Below are 18,228 nucleotides of genomic sequence, written 5' to 3'. Positions count from 1 at the left end.
AGGTGCCAGAGCTGGTCGTTCAACTCACCAGAGTAGGTTTTCTCATCCTGCTCTGGCTGTTCGTGCTGACCGCGCTACGCGTGGTTCGCTCGGATCTCTACGCGGCCTCCGGCCTGCGTGTCCAGGTTCCCGGGTTCCGCAGGAACAAGGACGCCAAGAGACCCCGTGGCGGAAAGACTCCGCGCCAGTTGGTCGTCACGCACGGCGCGCTGTCCGGCACCCGGATCGCGCTGGACGGAAGGCCGATCCTGATCGGTCGGGCAGATGACTCCACACTCGTGCTCGACGACGACTACGCTTCCACCCGGCACGCCAGACTGTCACTACGTGGTGACGACTGGTATGTCGAAGACCTGGGCTCGACGAATGGCACATACCTCGATCGGGCTAAGGTCACTGCACCCCTCCGAGTACCGCTCGGCGTCCCCATCCGGATCGGCAAGACGGTGATCGAGCTTCGCCCATGACCCTCGTCCTCCGCTACGCGGCCCGCAGCGACCGTGGCCTGGTTCGTTCCAGCAACCAGGACTCCGTCTACGCCGGCCCCCGCCTGCTTGCCCTTGCCGACGGCATGGGCGGCCACGCCGCCGGTGAGGTGGCGAGCAAGGTCGTCATTGCCTCACTCGCCCCGCTCGACGACGACGAGCCGGGCGACGACCTCCTGTCCCAGCTGCGCGAGGCCGTCTCGCACGGCAACGCCGCCATCTCCGAACTGGTCGCCGGTGACCCCGACCTCGACGGAATGGGCACCACGCTCACCGCCGTGCTGTTCTCCGGAACCCGGCTCGGGCTGGTGCACGTCGGTGACTCCCGTGCGTACCTGTATCGCGGTGGCCAGCTGACCCAGATCACCCGCGACGACAGCTTCGTCAACGAGTTGCTGGAGCAGGGCCGGATCACCGAGGAGGAGGCCGCCACCCACCCGCAGCGGTCCCTGCTGCTCAAGGCCCTCACCGGGCACGAGGTGGAGCCGAGCCTCACCGTGCGCGAGGCCAGGGCGGGTGACCGCTACCTGCTGTGCTCCGACGGCCTCTCGGGCATGGTCAGCAACGAGACCCTGGCCGACGCGATTCAGATTCCCGACGCGCAGGACTGCGCCGACCGGATGATCGAACTGGCACTCAAGGGCGGTGGCACCGACAACGTCACCGTGATCGTCGCCGACGTGGTCGACGTCGACTTCGGTGAGGACGCCCCGATCGTGGGCGGTGCCGCAGGCGACGGCAGTGACGAGCACAACCATCAGGGTGATTCCCCCGCCGCGCGGGCCCGTGCGCTCACCGCGCCGCCACCACAACCACAGCGGGTCGAACCCGAAGAACCGGAGACAGACCCAAAAGCCAAACGCCGTAAGCGGATCCGGCTGCTGGTGGCGCTGGGACTGGCGCTGATCCTGCTGGCCGCTGCGGCGATAGCCACCAGATACTTCGTCCTCCGGCAGTACTACGTCGGCGCGTCACCCGACTCCGAGGTGGTCATCTTCCAGGGAGTGCAGGGCAGCATCCTCGGATTCGACCTGCACCGGCAGGCGGAGGGTTCGTGCCCGCCGGAGGCGACCCTGTGCGAGAAGCTGAACCTGACTGACCTCCAGCAGGACGCCCGTGCCGCCGTCGCGAACGGCGTCAAGCGGGACGGGCTCGCCGAAGCCCGGCAGTACATCGACACGCTCCGCCGGAACAACGTGCTGGACTACTGCGAGCCGCAGTCCGAGTCCGGCGGCCTCGTCGGTGGTGCCGAGCAGCCGAACGAATCGACCTCGGCGACCGCGTCCTCGGCGCCGCAGCAGGGTGGGCAACCGGGGGTGGACTGCCGCCCCAGGCCCACACCAGGTGATCGCTGATGGGCCAACCCATTTCGACACCGCAGTCCAGCCAGTACGCCACCAACCCCCCACGAGAACTGCCGACCCGGCGGGGCACCGAACTACTGCTGCTGGCCTTCGCCGCGTTCATCGTGACCAGCGCGTTCATCCTGGTGCAGGCCAACCAGGAGCAGGAACTCTCGTGGTCGCTGCTCTGGTATGGCATGGCGTACCTGACGATCTTCGCGGTCGCGCACCTCGCCGTCCGGCGGTGGGCGCCCTACGCCGACCCGCTGATCCTGCCGTGCGTGGCGCTGCTCAACGGTCTCGGCCTGGTGATGATCTATCGGATCGATCTCGCGGAGGCCGTGAACGACCCGGACTACACGGCAAGCGCACCGCGGCAGGTGCTGTTCACCGTCGTCGCGCTCGCCCTGTTCCTCGGGGTGCTGATCGTGGTCTCCGACCACCGGACGCTGACCCGGTACGCCTACACGTTCGGCCTGATCGGGATCATCGCACTCGCGCTGCCCGCGCTGCTGCCGAGCTCGTTGTCCGAGGTGAACGGCGCCAAGGTCTGGCTGAAACTGCCCGGCTTCTCCATTCAGCCCTCCGAGTTCGCGAAGATCCTGCTGATGATCTTCTTCGCCTCGTTCCTGGTTTCGAAGCGGGATCTGTTCATGGCGGCGGGCAAGCGGGTGCTCGGCGTCGAGCTTCCACGTGCGCGGGACCTCGGCCCGATTCTGATCGCGGCGGTTGCCTGCCTCGGCATCCTCGTGTTCGAGAAGGACCTCGGCACGTCGCTGCTGTTCTTCGGCGTCGTGCTGGTGATGCTGTACGTCGCGACCGAGCGGATCATCTGGGTGGTCGTCGGGCTGGGCCTGTTCTTCGCGGGCTGCATCATCGCCTACAACCTGTTCACGCACGTGCAGCAGCGCGTCGCGAACTGGCTCGATCCGCTGGAGACCTACTACGACGCGGGTGGCGGCTACCAGATCGCGCAGGGCCTGTTCGGACTCGGTACCGGCGGACTGGGTGGCACCGGCCTCGGCGCGGGCAGGCCGGACATCGTGCCCGCGGCCAACACGGACTTCATCACCTCGGCGCTCGGTGAGGAACTGGGCTTCGTCGGGCTCAGCGCGATCCTGATGATCTACCTGCTGCTGGCGATGCGGGGAATGCGCAGTGCCCTCGCGGTGCGCGACACCTTCGGCAAGCTGCTCGGCGGCGGCCTTTCGTTCACGATCATCATGCAGGTTTTCGTCATCGTCGGCGGGGTCACGAAGCTGATCCCGATGACCGGTGTCACCACGCCTTTCCTGTCCTACGGCGGCTCCTCGCTGCTGGCGAACTACATTCTGGTCGCCCTCCTGCTGCGTATCTCCGATGCCGCGAGACGCCCGCAGGCCCCGCCCAAGCCACGCCCGCAGCAGCAGGCGCCGCTGGCGGAGGCGCACACCGTGATGGTGCAACGGCCGCAGGGTGCGGGCGGTGCTGGTGGCGGGTACGAGGGGGCACAGTGAACACACCACTTCGCAAGGTCGGCGTCGCCATGCTGGTCATGGTCACGCTGTTGCTCGTCAACGCGACCTACATCCAGGTGGTGAAGGCGGACGACTACCGCGCGGACAGCCGCAACCAGCGAGTGCTGCTGGATGAGTACTCGCGCCAGCGGGGCCAGATCGTCTCCGCGGAGAGCGGCCAGATCCTCGCGGGGGTCAAGCCCTCGGACGACAAGTACAACTTCATCAGGACCTACCCGAACGGACCGGTGTACGCGCCGGTGACGGGGTACTACTCGATCCGGTACGGCGCGTACGGGCTCGAACGCGTCTCCGACGAGATTCTCAACGGTTCCGACCCGCGGCTGTTCGTCCGCAGGCTCTCGGACATGATCACCGGGCGCGATCTGCGCGGCGGGAACGTGCGGGTCACCGTGCTGCCCAAGGTGCAGGAAGCGGCGTACAAGGCCATGGTGGACAACGGCTACCAGGGTGCCGTTGTGGCGCTGGATCCGAAGACCGGCGACATCCTCGGCATGGTCTCCACCCCGTCCTACGACCCGAGCGAGCTCGCCTCCCACGATTCGGAGGTGCAGGAAGAAGCCTGGACCAAGTACACCGAGGACGAGGCGAATCCGATCCTCAACCAGTCAATCTCCGAGACCTACCCGCCCGGTTCGACCTTCAAGCTGGTGGTCACCGCTGCCGCGCTGGAAAACGGGATGACCGCGGACAGCAAGGTCACCAAAGCCGCCGAGGTCGACCTGCCCGGCGGGGTGGGCGACCTGGAGAACTTCGGGCACCAGCCGTGCCCCGGTGACACCCTCGCGGACGCGCTCGCCTACTCCTGCAACACGGCGTTCGCCGAGATAGCGGCCGACCTCGGCGCCGAGAAGCTGCGTGCGGCCGCGGCCAAGTTCGGCATCGGGATGACCGATCTCCGGGTACCGCTGCGCGTCGCCCCCTCCGCGCTCGGTGACCTGCCCGGCGATCCGGAGCTCTACCAGAGCGGGATCGGCCAGCGCGACGTCCGGCTGACGCCGATGCAGGTCGCGCTGCTGTCCTCGACCGTCGCCAACGGCGGCGTGCCGATGAAACCCAATCTGGTGGACTCCTACATCGCCGCGGATCTGTCCGACATCGAGTCCTTCGACCCGGAGGAGCTGACCGGCGAAGCCGCGATGTCGCAGGAGCACGCCACCATCCTCCGCGACATGATGATCGCCTCGGAGAACAACACCAAGGGTGGCGGCAAACGCGAGGGCCTGGAGATCGCGTCCAAGACCGGTACCGCCGAACACGGCACCGCTCCGAAGGAGACGCCGCCGCATGCCTGGTACACGGCTTTCGCCCCGGCCAAGGACCCGAAGGTCGCCGTCGCGGTGATCGTGGAATCCGGCGGCAACCGCGGTCTCGCCGCCACCGGCGGCTCCGTCGCGGCCTCGATCGGCCGGTCCACGATCAATGCCGCGCTCGGGGGTGGGTAGGCAGATGCTCGCGTCCGGACAGCTGCTCGCCGATCGCTACCGGTTGACCAGCCGGATAGCCGTCGGCGGTATGGGCGAGGTCTGGGAATCCAACGACACCCGGCTCGACCGCACGGTGGCCGTCAAGATCCTCAAGGCCGAACTGTCCGGCGACGCCGAGTTCCTGCACCGCTTCCGTACCGAGGCGCGGACCACCGCCTCGCTGAACCATCACGGGATCGCGGCGGTGCACGACTACGGCGAGACCGTGGAGCCGGGCACCCACAGCGCCGAGAGCAAGACCGAGCCGCAGCACATCGCCTACCTGGTGATGGAGCTGGTCGAGGGCGAGCCGCTGGCCGGCATCCTGGCCCGGGAGCGGCGCATCTCGGCGGAGCGCACACTCGACATCCTCGAACAGGCAGGCCACGCGCTGCAGGCGGCGCACGAACGTGGGCTGGTGCACCGGGACGTGAAACCGGGCAACATCCTGGTCACCCCGGCCGGTCAGGTGAAGCTGACCGACTTCGGCATCGCCAAGGCCGCCGACGCCGCCCCCGTCACACGCTCCGGCATGGTGATGGGCACGGCGCACTACATCGCGCCGGAGCAGGCACTCGGCCACGACGCCGAGCCCGCGAGCGATGTCTACTCGCTGGCCGTCTGCGGGTACGAGTGCCTGATGGGTCACCGCCCCTTTCTGTCCGAGAACGCGGTGACCGTGGCGATGATGCACATCCGCGACCTTCCGCCGCCGCTACCGCCGGACGTGCCGCCGTACGCACGGGCGGTTATCGAGGCGACGATGGTGAAAGACCCGCGCAGGCGCTACGCCAGCGGCGGTGAGTTCGCGCACGCCGTCGCCATGGTTCGCGCCGGACATCCGTTGCCCGCGCCCGCAGGACTCGTGAACGCCGGGTACGCGGGGTCGGCGCAGACCGGGGCGCAGGGACCGATGACCGGCCAGACGCCGGTCGGGCCGGGCTCCCACCCGGCCATGCACCCGGTGTCCCCGCCCGCAGGCGCCGCACCGCATCCGCACCTGGTCACCGGCGTCGGTCCGGTACCGCAGGCGCGCCAGCGCAACCACACAGCGCTGTGGGTCCTGCTCGCGCTCGTCATGGTGGTGCTGATCGTGGGGCTCGCGTTGTTGCTGCCCCGCCTGATGCGACCCGATGACGACAGCGGGCCGGGCACCGGGCGCGACCTCCGTGACTCCGTAACGCGGGAGCAGGGTGATCCGACGGAACAGCAGGTGCCCGCAGGGTTACTGCGGACGTCGGCGCGCCCAGCCGCGAACTCACCCGATCGTCTGCCCCTCGGAGACGCGAAGGGCACCTCTTCCTATGGGAACGACCGGCCGGGACACGGGCGGCATTCACCGGATAACGACGGCACACAAGGCATGATGGGCACACTGTGGACGGGACAGGACGGCACGGATCGATGAGCGCACCCCGATTGCTCTCAAATCGCTACGAGCTGGGCGACACGCTCGGCTACGGCGGCATGTCCGAGGTGCACCACGGACACGACGTCCGGTTGGGCCGCGAGGTGGCCATCAAGATCCTGCGCGCCGACCTGGCGCGGGATCCCCAGTTCCAGGAGCGGTTCCGGCGCGAGGCGCAGAACGCGGCGGCCCTGAACCACCCGGCGATCGTCGCGGTGTACGACACGGGCGAGACGGAGACCGAGTACGGTCCGCTCCCCTACATCGTGATGGAGTTCGTCGAGGGCCGGACCCTGCGCGACATCGTCAAGACCGAGGGTCCGATGACGCAGAAGCGCGCCATGGAGGTCATGGCGGACGTCTGCGCGGCGCTGGACTTCTCCCACCGGCACGGCATCGTGCACCGGGATGTCAAGCCGGCCAACGTGATGATCACGAAGAACGGCGCCGTCAAGGTGATGGACTTCGGCATCGCCCGCGCCATCCATGACGGCCAGTCGGCGATGACGCAGACCGCGGCCGTGATCGGCACCGCGCAGTACCTCTCGCCCGAGCAGGCCAGGGGCGAGTCGGTGGACGCCCGCAGTGACGTCTACGCCGCGGGCTGTGTGCTGTACGAACTCGTCACCGGTGAGCCGCCGTTCACCGGCGACTCACCCGTCGCCGTCGCTTACCAGCATGTGCGGGAGGACCCGCAGGCTCCTTCCGTCGCGAACCCCGCCGTGTCCCCCGAGTTGGACGCCGTGGTGCTCAAGGCACTGGCGAAGGGACCGGCGAACCGGTATCAGTCGTCCGCCGAGATGCGGTCCGACCTGGTGCGGACCCTGTCCGGCCAGCGGCCCTCCGCGCCGATGGTGATGAGCGACGACGAGCGCACCCAGGTGATGAACGCCGGCCGCAGGCAGCCGGACGCCTACGACGACTACGACGGGGCGGAGTACGACGAGGAAGCGGAACGGCGCAGGCGCAGGAAGCGCAACTGGCTCATCGCGGCGCTGGTGGTCCTCGCGGTCGCCCTGATCGCGTTCGTGATGTGGCTCAGCGGCTTGTTCAAGGGCCCGGCCGAAGAGGCCCCGATTCCCAATGTTCTCGGCCAGCCGCAGACGCAGGCCGAGGATCGGCTGCGCAACGAGGGCTTCACCGCCTTCGGAGACCCGAAAATGGTCCCGTGCCACGCGGTGCCCGAGGGCGAGACACCACCCTGCGATCCCGATGACATCGGCAAGGTGTTCGCGGTCGATCCCAAGGTCGGTACGACCGTACCGACATCCACGGAGATCACCCTGTCCATCGGCGCGGAGCCGAAGGAGGTGGCCGTGCCGCTCCTCGACGGCAAGACCCGCGAGGAGGCGGAGACGCTGCTCAACGAGCAGGGACTGCTGCTGGACCCCACGGTCAACGAGGAAGAGGTCACGGACGAGAACCTGATCGGCAAGGTGATCGGGCAGACCCCGGAGGCGAACTCCAAGATCGAGCAGGGCGGCAGCGTCACCATCACCGTTGGCAAGTCCCAGGACCTGGTGGACGTCCCGAACTACGAGGGCAAGACCTTCGAGGAAGCCAGTGCCGCGCTGAAGAACGCGGGCTTCGACGTGAAGCGCAACGACGTCGACGACGAACAGCCCGAGGGCATCGTGGTGCGCCAGCAGCCCAACGGCGCCAAGGCCGCCCCGGGCAGCACCATCACCCTGGATGTCTCCAACGGCTCCCAGCAGCAGATCGACATGCCGGACCTGACCGGGATGACCGAGGACCAGGCGACGACCGAGCTGCAGGAGCTGGGCTGGTCCGGCAACAAGACCGTCGAGACCGAGGAAGTCTCCGACTCCGACCAGGTCGGCCGGGTGACGAGCACCAACCCGTCGGCAGGCAGCAAGATCACCAAGGATCAGGACATCACGTTCGTCATCGGCGAGCAGGACGGCTCCACGGAGTCCTCGGAGAACGGCCTGCCCGGTCTCCCGGGCGGAGGCGGCAACAACTGATCGCACCAGCTCCCGCCGGGAATTCATCGACGAATTCTCGGCGGGGGGATGTGTTCAGCTGCGACGGGCGGAGACCGCGGTGACCAGCAGGATCGTGAGGGCCAGTGCCAGAGCACTCGCGGCCGCGCCGAGCGGGACGGCGGTGCTGAGGTTCTCGTTCGAACCCATCGCCCGGAGCATCGGGTTGACCAGCGGTATCGGTCGGACGAACAGCACGGCCAGCAGGGCGAACACCGCGATCAGCACGCTGTAGCCGATCCGGGGAACGAGCAGCCGCGAGCATGCCAGCCCGATCGCCACTCCGAGACAGGAGCAGGCCGACTGGGCCAGCACGCCGAAGCCCAGCGACCCGGCCTCGACCGACTCACGCCGCCACAGCACCCAGAGCACCACGGCTGTCGTGAGTGCCGCACAGCAGATCAGCACGGAGCAGGCGACGGCCAGCGGGACCGCGCCGCGGCGGCGCGTGTGGCTCTTGGTGACCAGTCGCTGAATCGGGTCCTCCGCGTCCACCAGCGCGACTGTCAGCCAGCAGGCGACGGCACAGAGCGCACCCGCGGTGACGGCGAACTCCGGAACGACCGGGGCCGACCCATGGTTGAACACGATGCCGACGGACGCCAGGTAGACCAGAGTCGGTGGCAGGTAGCGCTGGGAGTGCCCGAGCACGGCGAGCTGGTAGCGGGTCAGCGCGAGCAAGACTCGCCCACCTCCAGCGGCTCGACCACGCGCACCGAGTTCCCCCTGCGCAACGCCAGCAGCAAAGTCTCGTCACAGCGTGCCGAGTCGACGACGAGTTCCACGAGCCCTTCGCGCTCGGTCACATCGAGCACCCCCGGCTCAGCGGTCCACTCGTCGGCAAGGGCGGTGGCCAGCACGATCCGAACCCGTGGACAGGCGGGCTCCGGTGCCGTGAACGGTGCCAGTGTCCTCCCGCTGACCTGGTACAGGACGTCGGCGTACTCCGCGGCGACAGCCGACCGGTGCTCGGTGAACACGACGCAACCACCTCGGCCCGCTGTCGCGGCGATGAGCTCCCCGACCACGTGATGAGCGGAGACATCGAGGCCGGAGAACGGCTCGTCCAGCAGGACCAGTCTCGGCTCGTGCAACACGGCCTGGACGAGACCGACCTTCTGCGCGTTGCCCTTGGACAGTTCGCGCAGCGGCGTCGAGGGTCCACCGACCAGGGCGAGCCGGTCCAGCAACTTCTCGCCGCGTCGGTCCGCGACGGAAGCGGGCACACCGCTGATCCGCGCGAGGTGCCGCAGATAGGACCGCACGGTCATCCTCGTCGCGGCGGGAAAGCGATCGGGAAGGTACCCGACGGCACCGCGCAGCACCGGTCCGGTGATGGCGCCGGAGGTGGGTGCCGACAGCCCGGCGAGTATCCGCAGCAATGTCGATTTCCCGGAACCGTTGCCTCCGAGCAGACCCACGACCTGGCCCTCGGCCAGTGTGAGGTCGACCCTGTCGAGCACGACCGCGCCACGGCCGTAGCGCTTGCTGACTCCCCGCAGCCGCAGCACGGTCAGGCAGCGGCCTGCAGCGCCTTCGTCGCGGCTTCCAGCGAGTTCACCGTGGTGGGCGCGACGACATGGCCCGCCGATGCCATCCAGTTGGCCAGCATTCGGTGCCCGCCCTGGGTGAGGACGGACTCGGGGTGGAACTGCACGCCTTCCAGCGCCAGTTCGCGATGCCGGATACCCATCACGACGCCGGACTCGGTGTGCGCGGTGATCTCGAACTCCCCCGGGATCGTGTCGGGGAGCACGGTCAGCGAGTGATAACGGGTCGCGGTGAACGGATCCGGCAGTCCGGCGAGCACTCCCGCTCCCGAGTGGTGCACCTGACTGGTCTTGCCGTGCAGTAGTTCGTGCGCCCGGTCGACGGTGGCCCCGAAGACCGAACCGAGCGCCTGGTGGCCGAGGCACACACCGAGCATCGGGGTGCTGGACTCGGCACACGTGCGGATCACGTCCATGCTCTGACCTGCGCGTTCCGGTGTGCCAGGCCCTGGGGACACGAGCACCCCGTCGAACTCCGGCACGCGGTCGAGGTCGACGACGTCGTTGCGCCAGACGGTGCAGTCGGCACCGAGCTGGGCCAGGTACTGGACCAGGTTGTAGACAAAACTGTCGTAGTTGTCGACGACGAGCACGCGCATGCCCTCACCTTAGCGTGTGCCACCACTGGAGCCCGTCCATACAACCTCAACCTAGGTGGAGGTCAATGGGAAGCCCAGATATTGGACGGTACGTCAGATCACAGTGAAACTTAGGGCAACCTTACTTTACCGTGGACAGTTGGGACCTGATCCGTGACTGTGAAGAGGTAGGGCATGAGCCGTCGACTGCGTGTGGCCATCGTCGGGGCCGGTCCGGCCGGCATCTACGCCGCCGACATCCTGGACAAGGCCGAGAAGGCCGGGGTCGAGGTGAATATCGACCTGTTCGAGCGGATGCCTGCCCCCTTCGGCCTGATCCGCTACGGCGTCGCACCCGACCATCCACGTATCAAGGGCATCGTGAACGCCCTGCACAAGGTGCTCGACCGCCCGGGCATCCGGCTGCTCGGCAACGTCGACTACGGCAGCGACATCAAGCTCGACGATCTGCGCGAGTTCTACGACGCGATCATCTTCTCCACCGGCGCCAGCGCCGACCGGCCGCTGGACATCCCGGGTATCGAACTGCCCGGCAGCCACGGCGCCGCGGACTTTGTCTCCTGGTACGACGGCCACCCGGACGTGTCGAGGACCTGGCCGCTGACCGCGACAAGCGTCGCCGTACTCGGCGTCGGCAACGTCGCTTTGGACGTGGCGCGCATCCTGGCCAAGACCGCCGACGAACTGCTCACCACCGAGATCCCGCCGAACGTCTACGAGGGCCTGAAGGCCAGCCCGGTCACCGACGTGCACGTCTTCGGCAGGCGCGGACCCGCGCAGGCCAAGTTCACGCCGATGGAACTGCGGGAGCTGGACCACTCGCCGAACGTCGAGGTGATCGTCCACCCGGAGGACATCGAGTTCGACGAGGGCTCGATGACCGCCATCCGCGGTTCGAAGCAGGTCGACATGGTCGTCAAGACGCTCCAGGAATGGGCGATTCGCGACCACAGCGACCCCGCCGACAGCGCCAACGCCGGGCGCAAACGCTTGCACCTGCACTTCTTCCACTCCCCGTCGGAGGTCCTCGGCGACCACGAGAGCGGAGTGACCGGCCTGCGGACCGAGCGGACCGAGCTCACCGGGGACGGCAACGTGCGCGGCACCGGCGAGTTCCACGACTGGAACGTGCAGGCGGTCTACCGAGCGGTCGGCTACCTGTCCTCGAATCTCGCCGAGATCCCCTTCGACAACACCACCGGCACCGTCCCGAACCAGGCGGGCCGCGTGCTCGACCTGGACGAGGAGCAGATGCCCGGCATCTACGTCACCGGCTGGATCAAGCGCGGGCCCGTCGGACTGATCGGGCACACCAAGGGCGACGCGGCCGAAACGATCGACAGCCTGCTCGCGGACGTCGAGGAGCTGGCCGAGGCCAAGCAGCCGGACCCGGACGCCATTCTCGAATTCCTCGACGAGCGCGGCGTGCCGTTCACCACCTGGGAAGGCTGGGGCAGGCTGGACGCCCACGAGCGCGCACTCGGCGAGCCGCAGGGCCGTGAGCGGGTCAAGGTGGTCGAGCGCACGGAGATGGTTCGGGTCTCGAGGGAACACCAGGCCTGACCCACCGGGTGACTTCGTTGATCACGCAGCGACATCACCTGCATCCATATCGGTAAAGATCTTCATTTCCACTTGTCGGTGACCTCTCGAGTCCAGTAGCCAGGGATGGCGGCCGCCAGCGCGGCCGCACCGGCCACTACAGGAGGTTCGATGTCTCTCGATGTTTCGCCAACCCTGCTCGAGAAAGCCGAGCGCGGCGAAGTCGACGACGCCGAGTTCGTCGCCTGCGTGCGAGAATCGCTGCCGTACGCCTGGGAAGTGATCACCACGGTGATCGCCGACCTGGAGGTCACCAAGGACGGGTTCGCCGACCACGAGACGCCACCGCCGAGCGAGGCCGAGCGTGGCCAGCTGCTGCGCGCGCTGGCCTCGGACGCGATCCGCGGTGGTCTCGAACGGCACTTCGGCGTGAAACTGGCCTTCCAGAACTGCCATCGGGTGGGCGCGTTCCGGCCTGCTGCCGACGGCACCGTCGACACCGACCGCTACCGGGCCTTCATCTCTCCGCGTGGTCAGCTGCTCAACCAGAGCCCCGAACTGCGGGACTGCTGACGGTATTCGCCCGCACCGCGGGCAGCACCTCGGCGCCGATGCGCTCGAGGTTCTCCAGGGTGCGTTCCGGCGTACCGGTGGCTTCCACCATCATGATCACGTGGGAGACGCCGGTACGCCGGATGTCCCCGGCCAGCCGGTCCGCGCATTCGGCGGCGCCGCCGACGGGATGGATCGCACACAGCCGCTCGGCGTAGGCAGCGGGGTCCTTCCTCGCGCGGGCCCGCCCGTCCACCGGCCGGTGCGCCGCCAGGCCGGGACCCAGCCAGCCGGGCAGCGATCTCAGTACCGCCCGCTCGGCGTCCCGGCGATCGTCGCCGACCTGGCAGAGCACGGTGGAGATGTGCGGGACAGCGTGCGCACCTGCCGCATCCCGGTAGGCCTGCACGGTGCAGGCCTTCTCCTCCGCGTCGGCGTGCATGCCCAGCAGCATCGGCAGCCCGCGCCGCGCGGCCAGCAGGACCGAATCCGAGTTTGGCGACCCGCACGCCACCACAGGTGCGACCGGCTGCTGTGCGCGCGGTACGAGTTCGACCTGGCGGAACGCGAACTGACTCCCCGCGGCGCTGACCGTGGGCCCGCGGGTCGCGGCCAGCAACAGGTCGAGTGACTCCGCGAACCCGGTGTCATACCGGTCGAGCCCGGTGCCGAACACCTCGAGATCCACCCATGGCCCGCCGCGGCCGACACCGAGCCGGACCCGGCCGTCGGAGACCGCGTCCAGCATCGACCACTGTTCGGCCAGCGCGACCGGATGCGTCGTCGAGAGCACGCTGACCGCTGTGCCGACCTCGATCGTCCTGGTTCGGCCGAGCACGTGCCCGGCCAGCGTCAGCGCCGAGGGGCACACCCCATAGGACATGAAGTGGTGTTCGGCGAACCAGACGTCGTCGAAACCCGCGTGTTCGGCGGCGAGCGCGAGCCGGACGGACCGGCGCAGCACTTGCGCATCCTGCTGACCGGGAAACCGGCCGCTGACCAGGAAGACGCCGAACCGCGTCCCGGCGCCGCTCACTCCACCGCGACGTCGTTGAACGGCAGCATCGGCTCGACCCACGGGAAGACCACGAACATCAGCAGCGCGGCCACCCCGGCGACGAGCAGCATCGCCTGCACGATGCGGACCGGTACCGGTCCGGGAAGATGCCGCCAGATCCAGCCGTACATCAGGCCTCCCCGATCTTCTCGAGCAGACCGGCGTAGGTGGCACCCGGCTGCTTCTGGAACTCGTTGGTCAGCACCGAGTGGATGATCAGCCGTTCCTTGTCCGAGAACTGCGGGTGACAGGTGGTCAGCGTCATCAACGCGGCCTGATCGGCCTTCGCCCGGTCGCTGTCCGGCTTGTACGGCACCGGAGCCACGGCGTCACCCCGGCCCGGCAGCACGATGCGGCGGCCGTAGGTCTCGCCGTAATCCCCGCCCTCCGGCGCGGCGGCGTCGAACAACGAGGGAACGCCCGCGCACTTGGGCTCGATGCCCTTACCGCTCTCCCAGCCCTGGATCTCGTCCTGCATCGGCAGTACCCGGTAGACGTAGAAGCTCTGGACGGTCTCGACGACCACGGCGTCACAGGACTTGAGCAGGTCGAGGTCGTTGAACGGAGCACCCTTGCCCACGCGGTGGCCCGCGATACCGACGTTGCCCGGTTCGCCCGGCATGGCGGTGTCGGGATAGTGCCCAGGTCCGATCTCCAGCGAGTCGGAGCCGACCCCCTCCTGGACGGTGAACTGGTAGTCGGCACCGAACGAGGGGATGTAGATCCGCGCGAAGGCCTCCCCTTCGAGAAGGTCGCTCTGCAACTGACGCTGCTGGGACCAGTCGTCGTCGAGCTGTGCACTTGCCTCGCGCTGCAGTTCCGCAGACATGAGGTTGGTGACGTAGAGCTCGTAGACCACGAACAGCAACACCACCAGTCCTGCCGTGATCAGCAGCTCGCCGAAGCTGCGGACGATGATGCGTCCCTTGCCACCGCCACCACCGCCCTGTGCGGGCGGGGCGGTGCGATTGCGCCGGGGAGGCGGCCGGTCCGCCCCGCCCGGCTCCTTCCGGCGCACGGGCCGCTCGGGCCGTTCGGGCCGCTCCTGGCGTACCGGGCGCATCACGGTCGTGTCGGCGTTGGGATCCACAGGGCGAGTCACGACAGTGTCGGGATCGACCGAGTGGGGTCCGACATACCTCCGCGGTCTCGGCTGGTCGCGCGATGCCACGCAAGCTCCCTTCGAGCGTCAGGTGGGCCCCGAAGTCACATTCGGGCTGCGAGGACGGCTCTCCCCGGTACTTGCGCGCCCTCGATTACGTTAACGTGTTCAGATAGTCGTGGTTGCGCCTGGATGCGTGACAACGAGGTTGCAACGAATTGTTCCTGACAGAGACCGACCAGCACGCGAGGACTCCGATGCCCAAGTCCAAGGTCCGCAAGAAGACGGCCTACACGCCGCCGACCGATCGCCGCACACCTGTCAAGGTGCGCGCGGCCGGGCCGTCGCACCCGCTCTACAAGGGCGTGATGTTCGGGCTCATGCTGCTCGGCCTGCTCTGGCTCGTGGTGAACTACATCGCAGGCGACAAAATCCCGTTCATGCTCGAACTGGGTAACTGGAACTTCGCCGTCGGGTTCGCCCTGATGATTTCCGGCCTGCTGATGACCATGCGCTGGCGGTAGGTCACTCACAGCCATGATTGCGCCGAATGGCCGCTTGACAGCTAATTACATCACTGTGACTCATCCCCATTGTGGATAAGCCCTGTGGATAACCCCATATCTAGTTATTCACCGAAGCCGGCGCTCGTCGTGGTCGGGTGGCTCGGCGCGGCTGCGGCGGCCTCGGGATCCGCCTACCTGGCTCTCGTCGCCGATCGCACGGGGGCCCTGCTCTTCGGCGTCGCAGCGGTGGCGCTCGCCGCAGCCGCCGCGCACGGCGCCCTCGTCCGGCCCCGCCTGGCCGCCGACCACGACGGCATCCGGGTTCGCACCCTCACCAGTACCCGGCAGTGGTCGTGGCCGGAGGTCCGGGTGCGGTCGACCACCACCCGCCGTCTCGGCCGCGATGTCAGCGTGCTCGAGATCGAGGCTGACGAGCTGCTGATTCTTGGCGCCCTCGAACTGGGAGCCGATCCCAGGGACGTGCTCGACGAGCTCAACGCGTTGCGCCCTGCGTACTGACCCGAGGCTGTGTTGCAGAAGCGCGCGCGGTTCAGCTGGTGCAGACCAGCTGGTTGCCGATCACGGTGCAGGTCGCGTTGGCGAGTTGGACATCGCGCAGCAACACCAGCCCGATCAGCGCGACGGCGAGCAGCGCGACCGCCCCGCCCTGCCAGGCACCGCGTTTCTTCTCCGGCGCGTAGAGCATGGCCAGCATGATCAGCGCACCGATGACGAAGCCACCGAGGTGGCCCAGCCAGGAGATGTTCGGGATCGAGAGCGTGAGCACGGCGTTCAGCCCGATCACGAGGAGCACCGGGGTCGCCTTGAGCCGAAGCTTCAGCACCGCGACGAGGATGCCGCCGAGCAGGCCGTAGATCGCTCCGGACGCGCCCGCGGTGGCCTTGCCGATGTCGTCGAACAGGAACACCGCCGCGGAGCCGCCGAGCAGTGAGACGAAATACAGGCCGGTGAACCGGAGCCGGCCGAGGAGCATCTCCAGGTCCCGGCCCAGAATCCACAAAGCGAACATGTTCATCGCCACGTGCAGCAGCCCGTAGTGCAGGAACCCAGAGGTGATCAGCCGCCACCACTCGTCGCCGCTGACGATGGCGATCGGCCAGAGCACGCCGTCCTGATGCAGCTGGGCGGCGCCGTTGTTCATCGGGTCCTGCGCCTGCGCGGCGGTCAGGATGAAGACCAGCACGTTGATCGCTATCAGCACCGGTGTGACGATCGGCCGCTCGATCGGGCGCGCGCCCGCGGCCGTTCGCGCACCGAAACCGGCGCGGCGGTACTGCCCCTGCTGCGCGCGTTGCTGCCGCTGGCCCGACTGCACGCAGTCGATGCACTGGTAACCGACGGACGCCTCGCGCAGGCAATCCGGGCAGGCCGGCCGCTCACACCTGGTGCAGCGCAGGCCGGTCTGCCTGTTCGGATGCCACCAGCAGGTCGGCAAGGCCGCCTGCTGCTGAGGTGGGTCCTGATGCGGGGGGTACGGAGGTTGGCTCACGGTGTCCTATGCAATGTTCGGGTGATGCACACTCCCAGGTACTGCTTCCGTGCGAGTGTCACCTGCATCCGGCCGCCTCGAGGCAGCTTCCGCAAGCTCCAGCTACCTCCCGTCGGCAGGATTGTGCATAACCCTCACGGTGTCCCCCAACTTACCCGTCCGCGACCCATGGGGTGTGGATCAACCCTCGCGGGAGACCGTGACGCGCTCGATGACGACGTCGTCCAGCGGCTTGTCCGCGGGACCGGTCGCGGTGTGGCCGATCGTGTCGACGACGTTGCGGGAGTCCTGGTCCGCGACCTCACCGAAAATCGTGTGCTTGAAGTTCAGGTGTGTAGTCGGGCCGAGGGTGATGAAGAACTGCGAGCCGTTGGTCGCCGGACCCGCGTTCGCCATGGCCAGCAGGTACGGCTTGTTGAACTGCAGTTCGGGATGGAACTCGTCGTCGAACTTGTAGCCGGGTCCGCCGCGACCGGTGCCGGTCGGGTCGCCGCCCTGGACCATGAAGCCGTCAATGACACGGTGGAAGATCGAGCCGTCGTAGAACGGACCGTCCTTCTCACCCCTGGCGTTCGGCTGGGTGTAGTCCTTGGTGCCTTCGGCGAGACCGACGAAGTTCGCCACCGTCTTGGGGGCGTGGTCGGGGAAGAGGTTGACGTGGATATCGCCCTGATTGGTGTGCAGGGTCGCCGTCACTGTCGCCCCAACGAGGGATCCATTGCTTTCAGTCACGAGGTTCATCGTGCCATCCGCAGCGAAATCTTCCGGAAAGGGGCAGGATAGGTAACGAGCAGACAAGCTGAAGTGAAACGATTGACGAGGTGAAGGCCATGACTCGGGCCCCTGAGCAGGTGAACGAGCCTGCCAAGTCCGGCCTGCTCGGTCTGCGTAAGCGCGCTGCCGAGGTCGGTAAGGCGGGAGCCGAGGTGACCGCGCACGCCGCACAGATCGCCGAGCACAAGTTCGCGGAGAGCGCCGACGTCGCGCGCAAGTCCAGTCGCCGCACGCGGAAGAAGCTCGCGAAGAAGTCCAAGCAGACCCGCAAGGAACTCGCTCGCAGTGCGAAGCAGGCCCAGCAGGTCGCTGCCGAGCGCCGCGAGGAACTGCGCAAGCCGGGACGGAAGGCGAAGAAGGCCGCCATTCAGGCCGCGAAGTCCGCCGGGCACTCCAAGCGCAGGGCGAAGAAGGACTTCAAGCACGCGAAGAAGGACTTCAAGACCGCCATGTCCGAGGCCAAGGTGGCGGCCAAGGGCGAGAAGAAGAGCCGTCGCAAGTGGCCGTGGCTGCTCGGTCTCGGCGCGCTCGCGGCCGCGGTGGCCTACGCCGCCCGGCCGAAGCCGGCGCCACCGGTCGCGCCCGCACCCCCGCGCACAGCGACCCCGGCACAGAACAAGCAGGCGGAGTCGAAGCCGGCCGCTGCCCCGAACTCGGACAAGTCCGGGACGGCGAAGCCGGCTCCGACGAAGCCGGTGGCCAAGCCGACACCCCCGCAGAACAAGGGCAACGGCCAGCAGGCTGCCAGCTCGACGACCAGCGAGAAGAAGAACTGATCTGTTGACGACTGAGGGCCGGGGCGAACGTTCGCCCC

The 18,228-nt window shown here is 67.9% G+C and carries 19 protein-coding genes; 11 read left to right on the top strand and 8 right to left on the bottom strand.

Going from position 1 to position 18,228, the window contains the following annotated elements; translation table 11 throughout:
• Positions 1–2 precede the first annotated feature (2 nt).
• The 6 genes from BM199_RS03165 to pknB are packed head-to-tail and all read left to right on the top strand — an operon-like array spanning position 3 to position 8,204.
• Positions 3–467: an FHA domain-containing protein FhaB/FipA gene (locus BM199_RS03165; RefSeq protein WP_091669770.1), complete on the top strand. Its 465-nt coding sequence runs from the start codon at positions 3–5 to the stop codon at positions 465–467.
• Complete coding sequence (locus BM199_RS03160; protein WP_091669025.1) at positions 464–1,840, top strand: PP2C family protein-serine/threonine phosphatase; 1,377 nt, start codon at positions 464–466, stop codon at positions 1,838–1,840. Before BM199_RS03165 ends, BM199_RS03160 begins: the two co-directional genes overlap by 4 nt.
• Positions 1,840–3,324: an FtsW/RodA/SpoVE family cell cycle protein gene (locus BM199_RS03155; protein WP_091669022.1), complete on the top strand. Its 1,485-nt coding sequence runs from the start codon at positions 1,840–1,842 to the stop codon at positions 3,322–3,324. Before BM199_RS03160 ends, BM199_RS03155 begins: the two co-directional genes overlap by 1 nt.
• The gene (locus BM199_RS03150) at positions 3,321–4,790 is read left to right on the top strand and encodes a peptidoglycan D,D-transpeptidase FtsI family protein (protein WP_091669020.1); all 1,470 of its coding nucleotides are present in this window, start codon (positions 3,321–3,323) and stop codon (positions 4,788–4,790) included. Before BM199_RS03155 ends, BM199_RS03150 begins: the two co-directional genes overlap by 4 nt.
• 4 nt (positions 4,791–4,794) lie before the next feature.
• Positions 4,795–6,219 carry a serine/threonine-protein kinase gene (locus BM199_RS03145; protein ID WP_091669767.1) on the top strand — a complete coding sequence of 475 codons (1,425 nt, stop codon included), beginning with the start codon at positions 4,795–4,797 and terminating at the stop codon, positions 6,217–6,219.
• A complete protein-coding gene (pknB, locus tag BM199_RS03140; protein ID WP_091669017.1) occupies positions 6,216–8,204 on the top strand; it encodes a Stk1 family PASTA domain-containing Ser/Thr kinase in 1,989 nt (662 codons plus the stop codon). Before BM199_RS03145 ends, pknB begins: the two co-directional genes overlap by 4 nt.
• Positions 8,205–8,258: 54 nt before the next feature.
• Here the strand turns inward: pknB and BM199_RS03135 are convergent, their stop codons facing one another.
• The 3 genes from BM199_RS03135 to BM199_RS03125 are packed head-to-tail and all read right to left on the bottom strand — an operon-like array spanning position 8,259 to position 10,371.
• Complete coding sequence (locus tag BM199_RS03135; protein WP_091669015.1) at positions 8,259–8,903, bottom strand: hypothetical protein; 645 nt, start codon at positions 8,901–8,903, stop codon at positions 8,259–8,261.
• Positions 8,891–9,733 carry an ABC transporter ATP-binding protein gene (locus BM199_RS03130; protein WP_091669010.1) on the bottom strand — a complete coding sequence of 281 codons (843 nt, stop codon included), beginning with the start codon at positions 9,731–9,733 and terminating at the stop codon, positions 8,891–8,893. The genes BM199_RS03135 and BM199_RS03130 overlap by 13 nt, the downstream gene beginning before the upstream one ends.
• A 2-nt stretch (positions 9,734–9,735) precedes the next feature.
• A complete protein-coding gene (locus BM199_RS03125) occupies positions 9,736–10,371 on the bottom strand; it encodes an aminodeoxychorismate/anthranilate synthase component II (RefSeq protein WP_091669008.1) in 636 nt (211 codons plus the stop codon).
• A 174-nt stretch (positions 10,372–10,545) separates the two neighbouring features.
• Here BM199_RS03125 and BM199_RS03120 point away from each other — a divergent pair, with 174 nt between their 5' ends.
• Positions 10,546–11,934 (top strand): FAD-dependent oxidoreductase, encoded by a 1,389-nt coding sequence (locus BM199_RS03120; RefSeq protein ID WP_091669005.1) that lies wholly within the window; start codon positions 10,546–10,548, stop codon positions 11,932–11,934.
• Between the two features lie 150 nt (positions 11,935–12,084).
• Positions 12,085–12,486, top strand: a complete 402-nt coding sequence (locus tag BM199_RS03115) for an SCO5389 family protein (RefSeq protein WP_091669003.1) — start codon at positions 12,085–12,087, stop codon at positions 12,484–12,486.
• Here BM199_RS03115 and BM199_RS03110 read toward each other — a convergent pair.
• From BM199_RS03110 to BM199_RS03100, 3 genes are read right to left on the bottom strand one after another with little or no spacing between them, the layout of a single operon-like run.
• Positions 12,455–13,501, bottom strand: a complete 1,047-nt coding sequence (locus BM199_RS03110; RefSeq protein ID WP_091669000.1) for an LLM class flavin-dependent oxidoreductase — start codon at positions 13,499–13,501, stop codon at positions 12,455–12,457. The two genes, BM199_RS03115 and BM199_RS03110, sit on opposite strands and share 32 nt — an antisense overlap.
• The gene (locus BM199_RS33705) at positions 13,498–13,653 is read right to left on the bottom strand and encodes a hypothetical protein (RefSeq protein ID WP_091668997.1); all 156 of its coding nucleotides are present in this window, start codon (positions 13,651–13,653) and stop codon (positions 13,498–13,500) included. The genes BM199_RS03110 and BM199_RS33705 overlap by 4 nt, the downstream gene beginning before the upstream one ends.
• Complete coding sequence (locus BM199_RS03100; RefSeq protein ID WP_091669763.1) at positions 13,653–14,585, bottom strand: class E sortase; 933 nt, start codon at positions 14,583–14,585, stop codon at positions 13,653–13,655. The genes BM199_RS33705 and BM199_RS03100 overlap by 1 nt, the downstream gene beginning before the upstream one ends.
• 296 nt (positions 14,586–14,881) lie before the next feature.
• Between BM199_RS03100 and crgA the strand changes: the two genes are divergently transcribed.
• Positions 14,882–15,148 (top strand): cell division protein CrgA, encoded by a 267-nt coding sequence (crgA, locus tag BM199_RS03095; RefSeq protein WP_091669760.1) that lies wholly within the window; start codon positions 14,882–14,884, stop codon positions 15,146–15,148.
• Positions 15,149–15,232: 84 nt separating this feature from the next.
• The gene (locus tag BM199_RS03090) at positions 15,233–15,649 is read left to right on the top strand and encodes a PH domain-containing protein (RefSeq protein WP_091668994.1); all 417 of its coding nucleotides are present in this window, start codon (positions 15,233–15,235) and stop codon (positions 15,647–15,649) included.
• 31 nt (positions 15,650–15,680) lie between these two features.
• On the opposite strand, the gene BM199_RS03085 is transcribed toward BM199_RS03090, so the two are convergent.
• Both BM199_RS03085 and BM199_RS03080 read right to left on the bottom strand, forming a co-directional pair.
• Entirely contained in the window at positions 15,681–16,640 is a 960-nt protein-coding gene (locus BM199_RS03085; protein WP_091668991.1) for a rhomboid family intramembrane serine protease, read from the bottom strand.
• Between the two features lie 180 nt (positions 16,641–16,820).
• Positions 16,821–17,381, bottom strand: a complete 561-nt coding sequence (locus BM199_RS03080; RefSeq protein WP_091668988.1) for a peptidylprolyl isomerase — start codon at positions 17,379–17,381, stop codon at positions 16,821–16,823.
• Positions 17,382–17,470: 89 nt separating this feature from the next.
• On the opposite strand from BM199_RS03080, the gene BM199_RS03075 reads away from it, so the two are divergent.
• On the top strand, positions 17,471–18,190 hold the full coding sequence (locus BM199_RS03075) for a hypothetical protein (protein ID WP_091669757.1): 720 nt from the start codon (positions 17,471–17,473) through the stop codon (positions 18,188–18,190).
• Positions 18,191–18,228 lie beyond the last annotated feature (38 nt).

The organism is Amycolatopsis marina (genome assembly GCF_900111885.1).
GTDB lineage: Bacteria > Actinomycetota > Actinomycetes > Mycobacteriales > Pseudonocardiaceae > Amycolatopsis > Amycolatopsis marina.
This window is presented reverse-complemented; position numbering and strand designations above follow the sequence as displayed.

Bases quoted from the DNA above. Each gene is read 5' to 3' on its own strand.
- BM199_RS03160 (WP_091669025.1), top strand. From the start codon at position 464: ATGACCCTCGTCCTCCGCTACGCGGCCCGCAGCGACCGTGGCCTGGTT.
- BM199_RS03155 (WP_091669022.1), top strand. From the start codon at position 1,840: ATGGGCCAACCCATTTCGACACCGCAGTCCAGCCAGTACGCCACCAAC.
- BM199_RS03145 (WP_091669767.1), top strand. From the start codon at position 4,795: ATGCTCGCGTCCGGACAGCTGCTCGCCGATCGCTACCGGTTGACCAGC.
- pknB (WP_091669017.1), top strand. From the start codon at position 6,216: ATGAGCGCACCCCGATTGCTCTCAAATCGCTACGAGCTGGGCGACACG.
- BM199_RS03125 (WP_091669008.1), bottom strand. From the start codon at position 10,371: ATGCGCGTGCTCGTCGTCGACAACTACGACAGTTTTGTCTACAACCTG.
- BM199_RS03120 (WP_091669005.1), top strand. From the start codon at position 10,546: ATGAGCCGTCGACTGCGTGTGGCCATCGTCGGGGCCGGTCCGGCCGGC.
- BM199_RS03115 (WP_091669003.1), top strand. From the start codon at position 12,085: ATGTCTCTCGATGTTTCGCCAACCCTGCTCGAGAAAGCCGAGCGCGGC.
- BM199_RS33705 (WP_091668997.1), bottom strand. From the start codon at position 13,653: ATGTACGGCTGGATCTGGCGGCATCTTCCCGGACCGGTACCGGTCCGC.
- BM199_RS03100 (WP_091669763.1), bottom strand. From the start codon at position 14,585: ATGCGCCCGGTACGCCAGGAGCGGCCCGAACGGCCCGAGCGGCCCGTG.
- crgA (WP_091669760.1), top strand. From the start codon at position 14,882: ATGCCCAAGTCCAAGGTCCGCAAGAAGACGGCCTACACGCCGCCGACC.
- BM199_RS03080 (WP_091668988.1), bottom strand. From the start codon at position 17,381: ATGAACCTCGTGACTGAAAGCAATGGATCCCTCGTTGGGGCGACAGTG.
- BM199_RS03075 (WP_091669757.1), top strand. From the start codon at position 17,471: ATGACTCGGGCCCCTGAGCAGGTGAACGAGCCTGCCAAGTCCGGCCTG.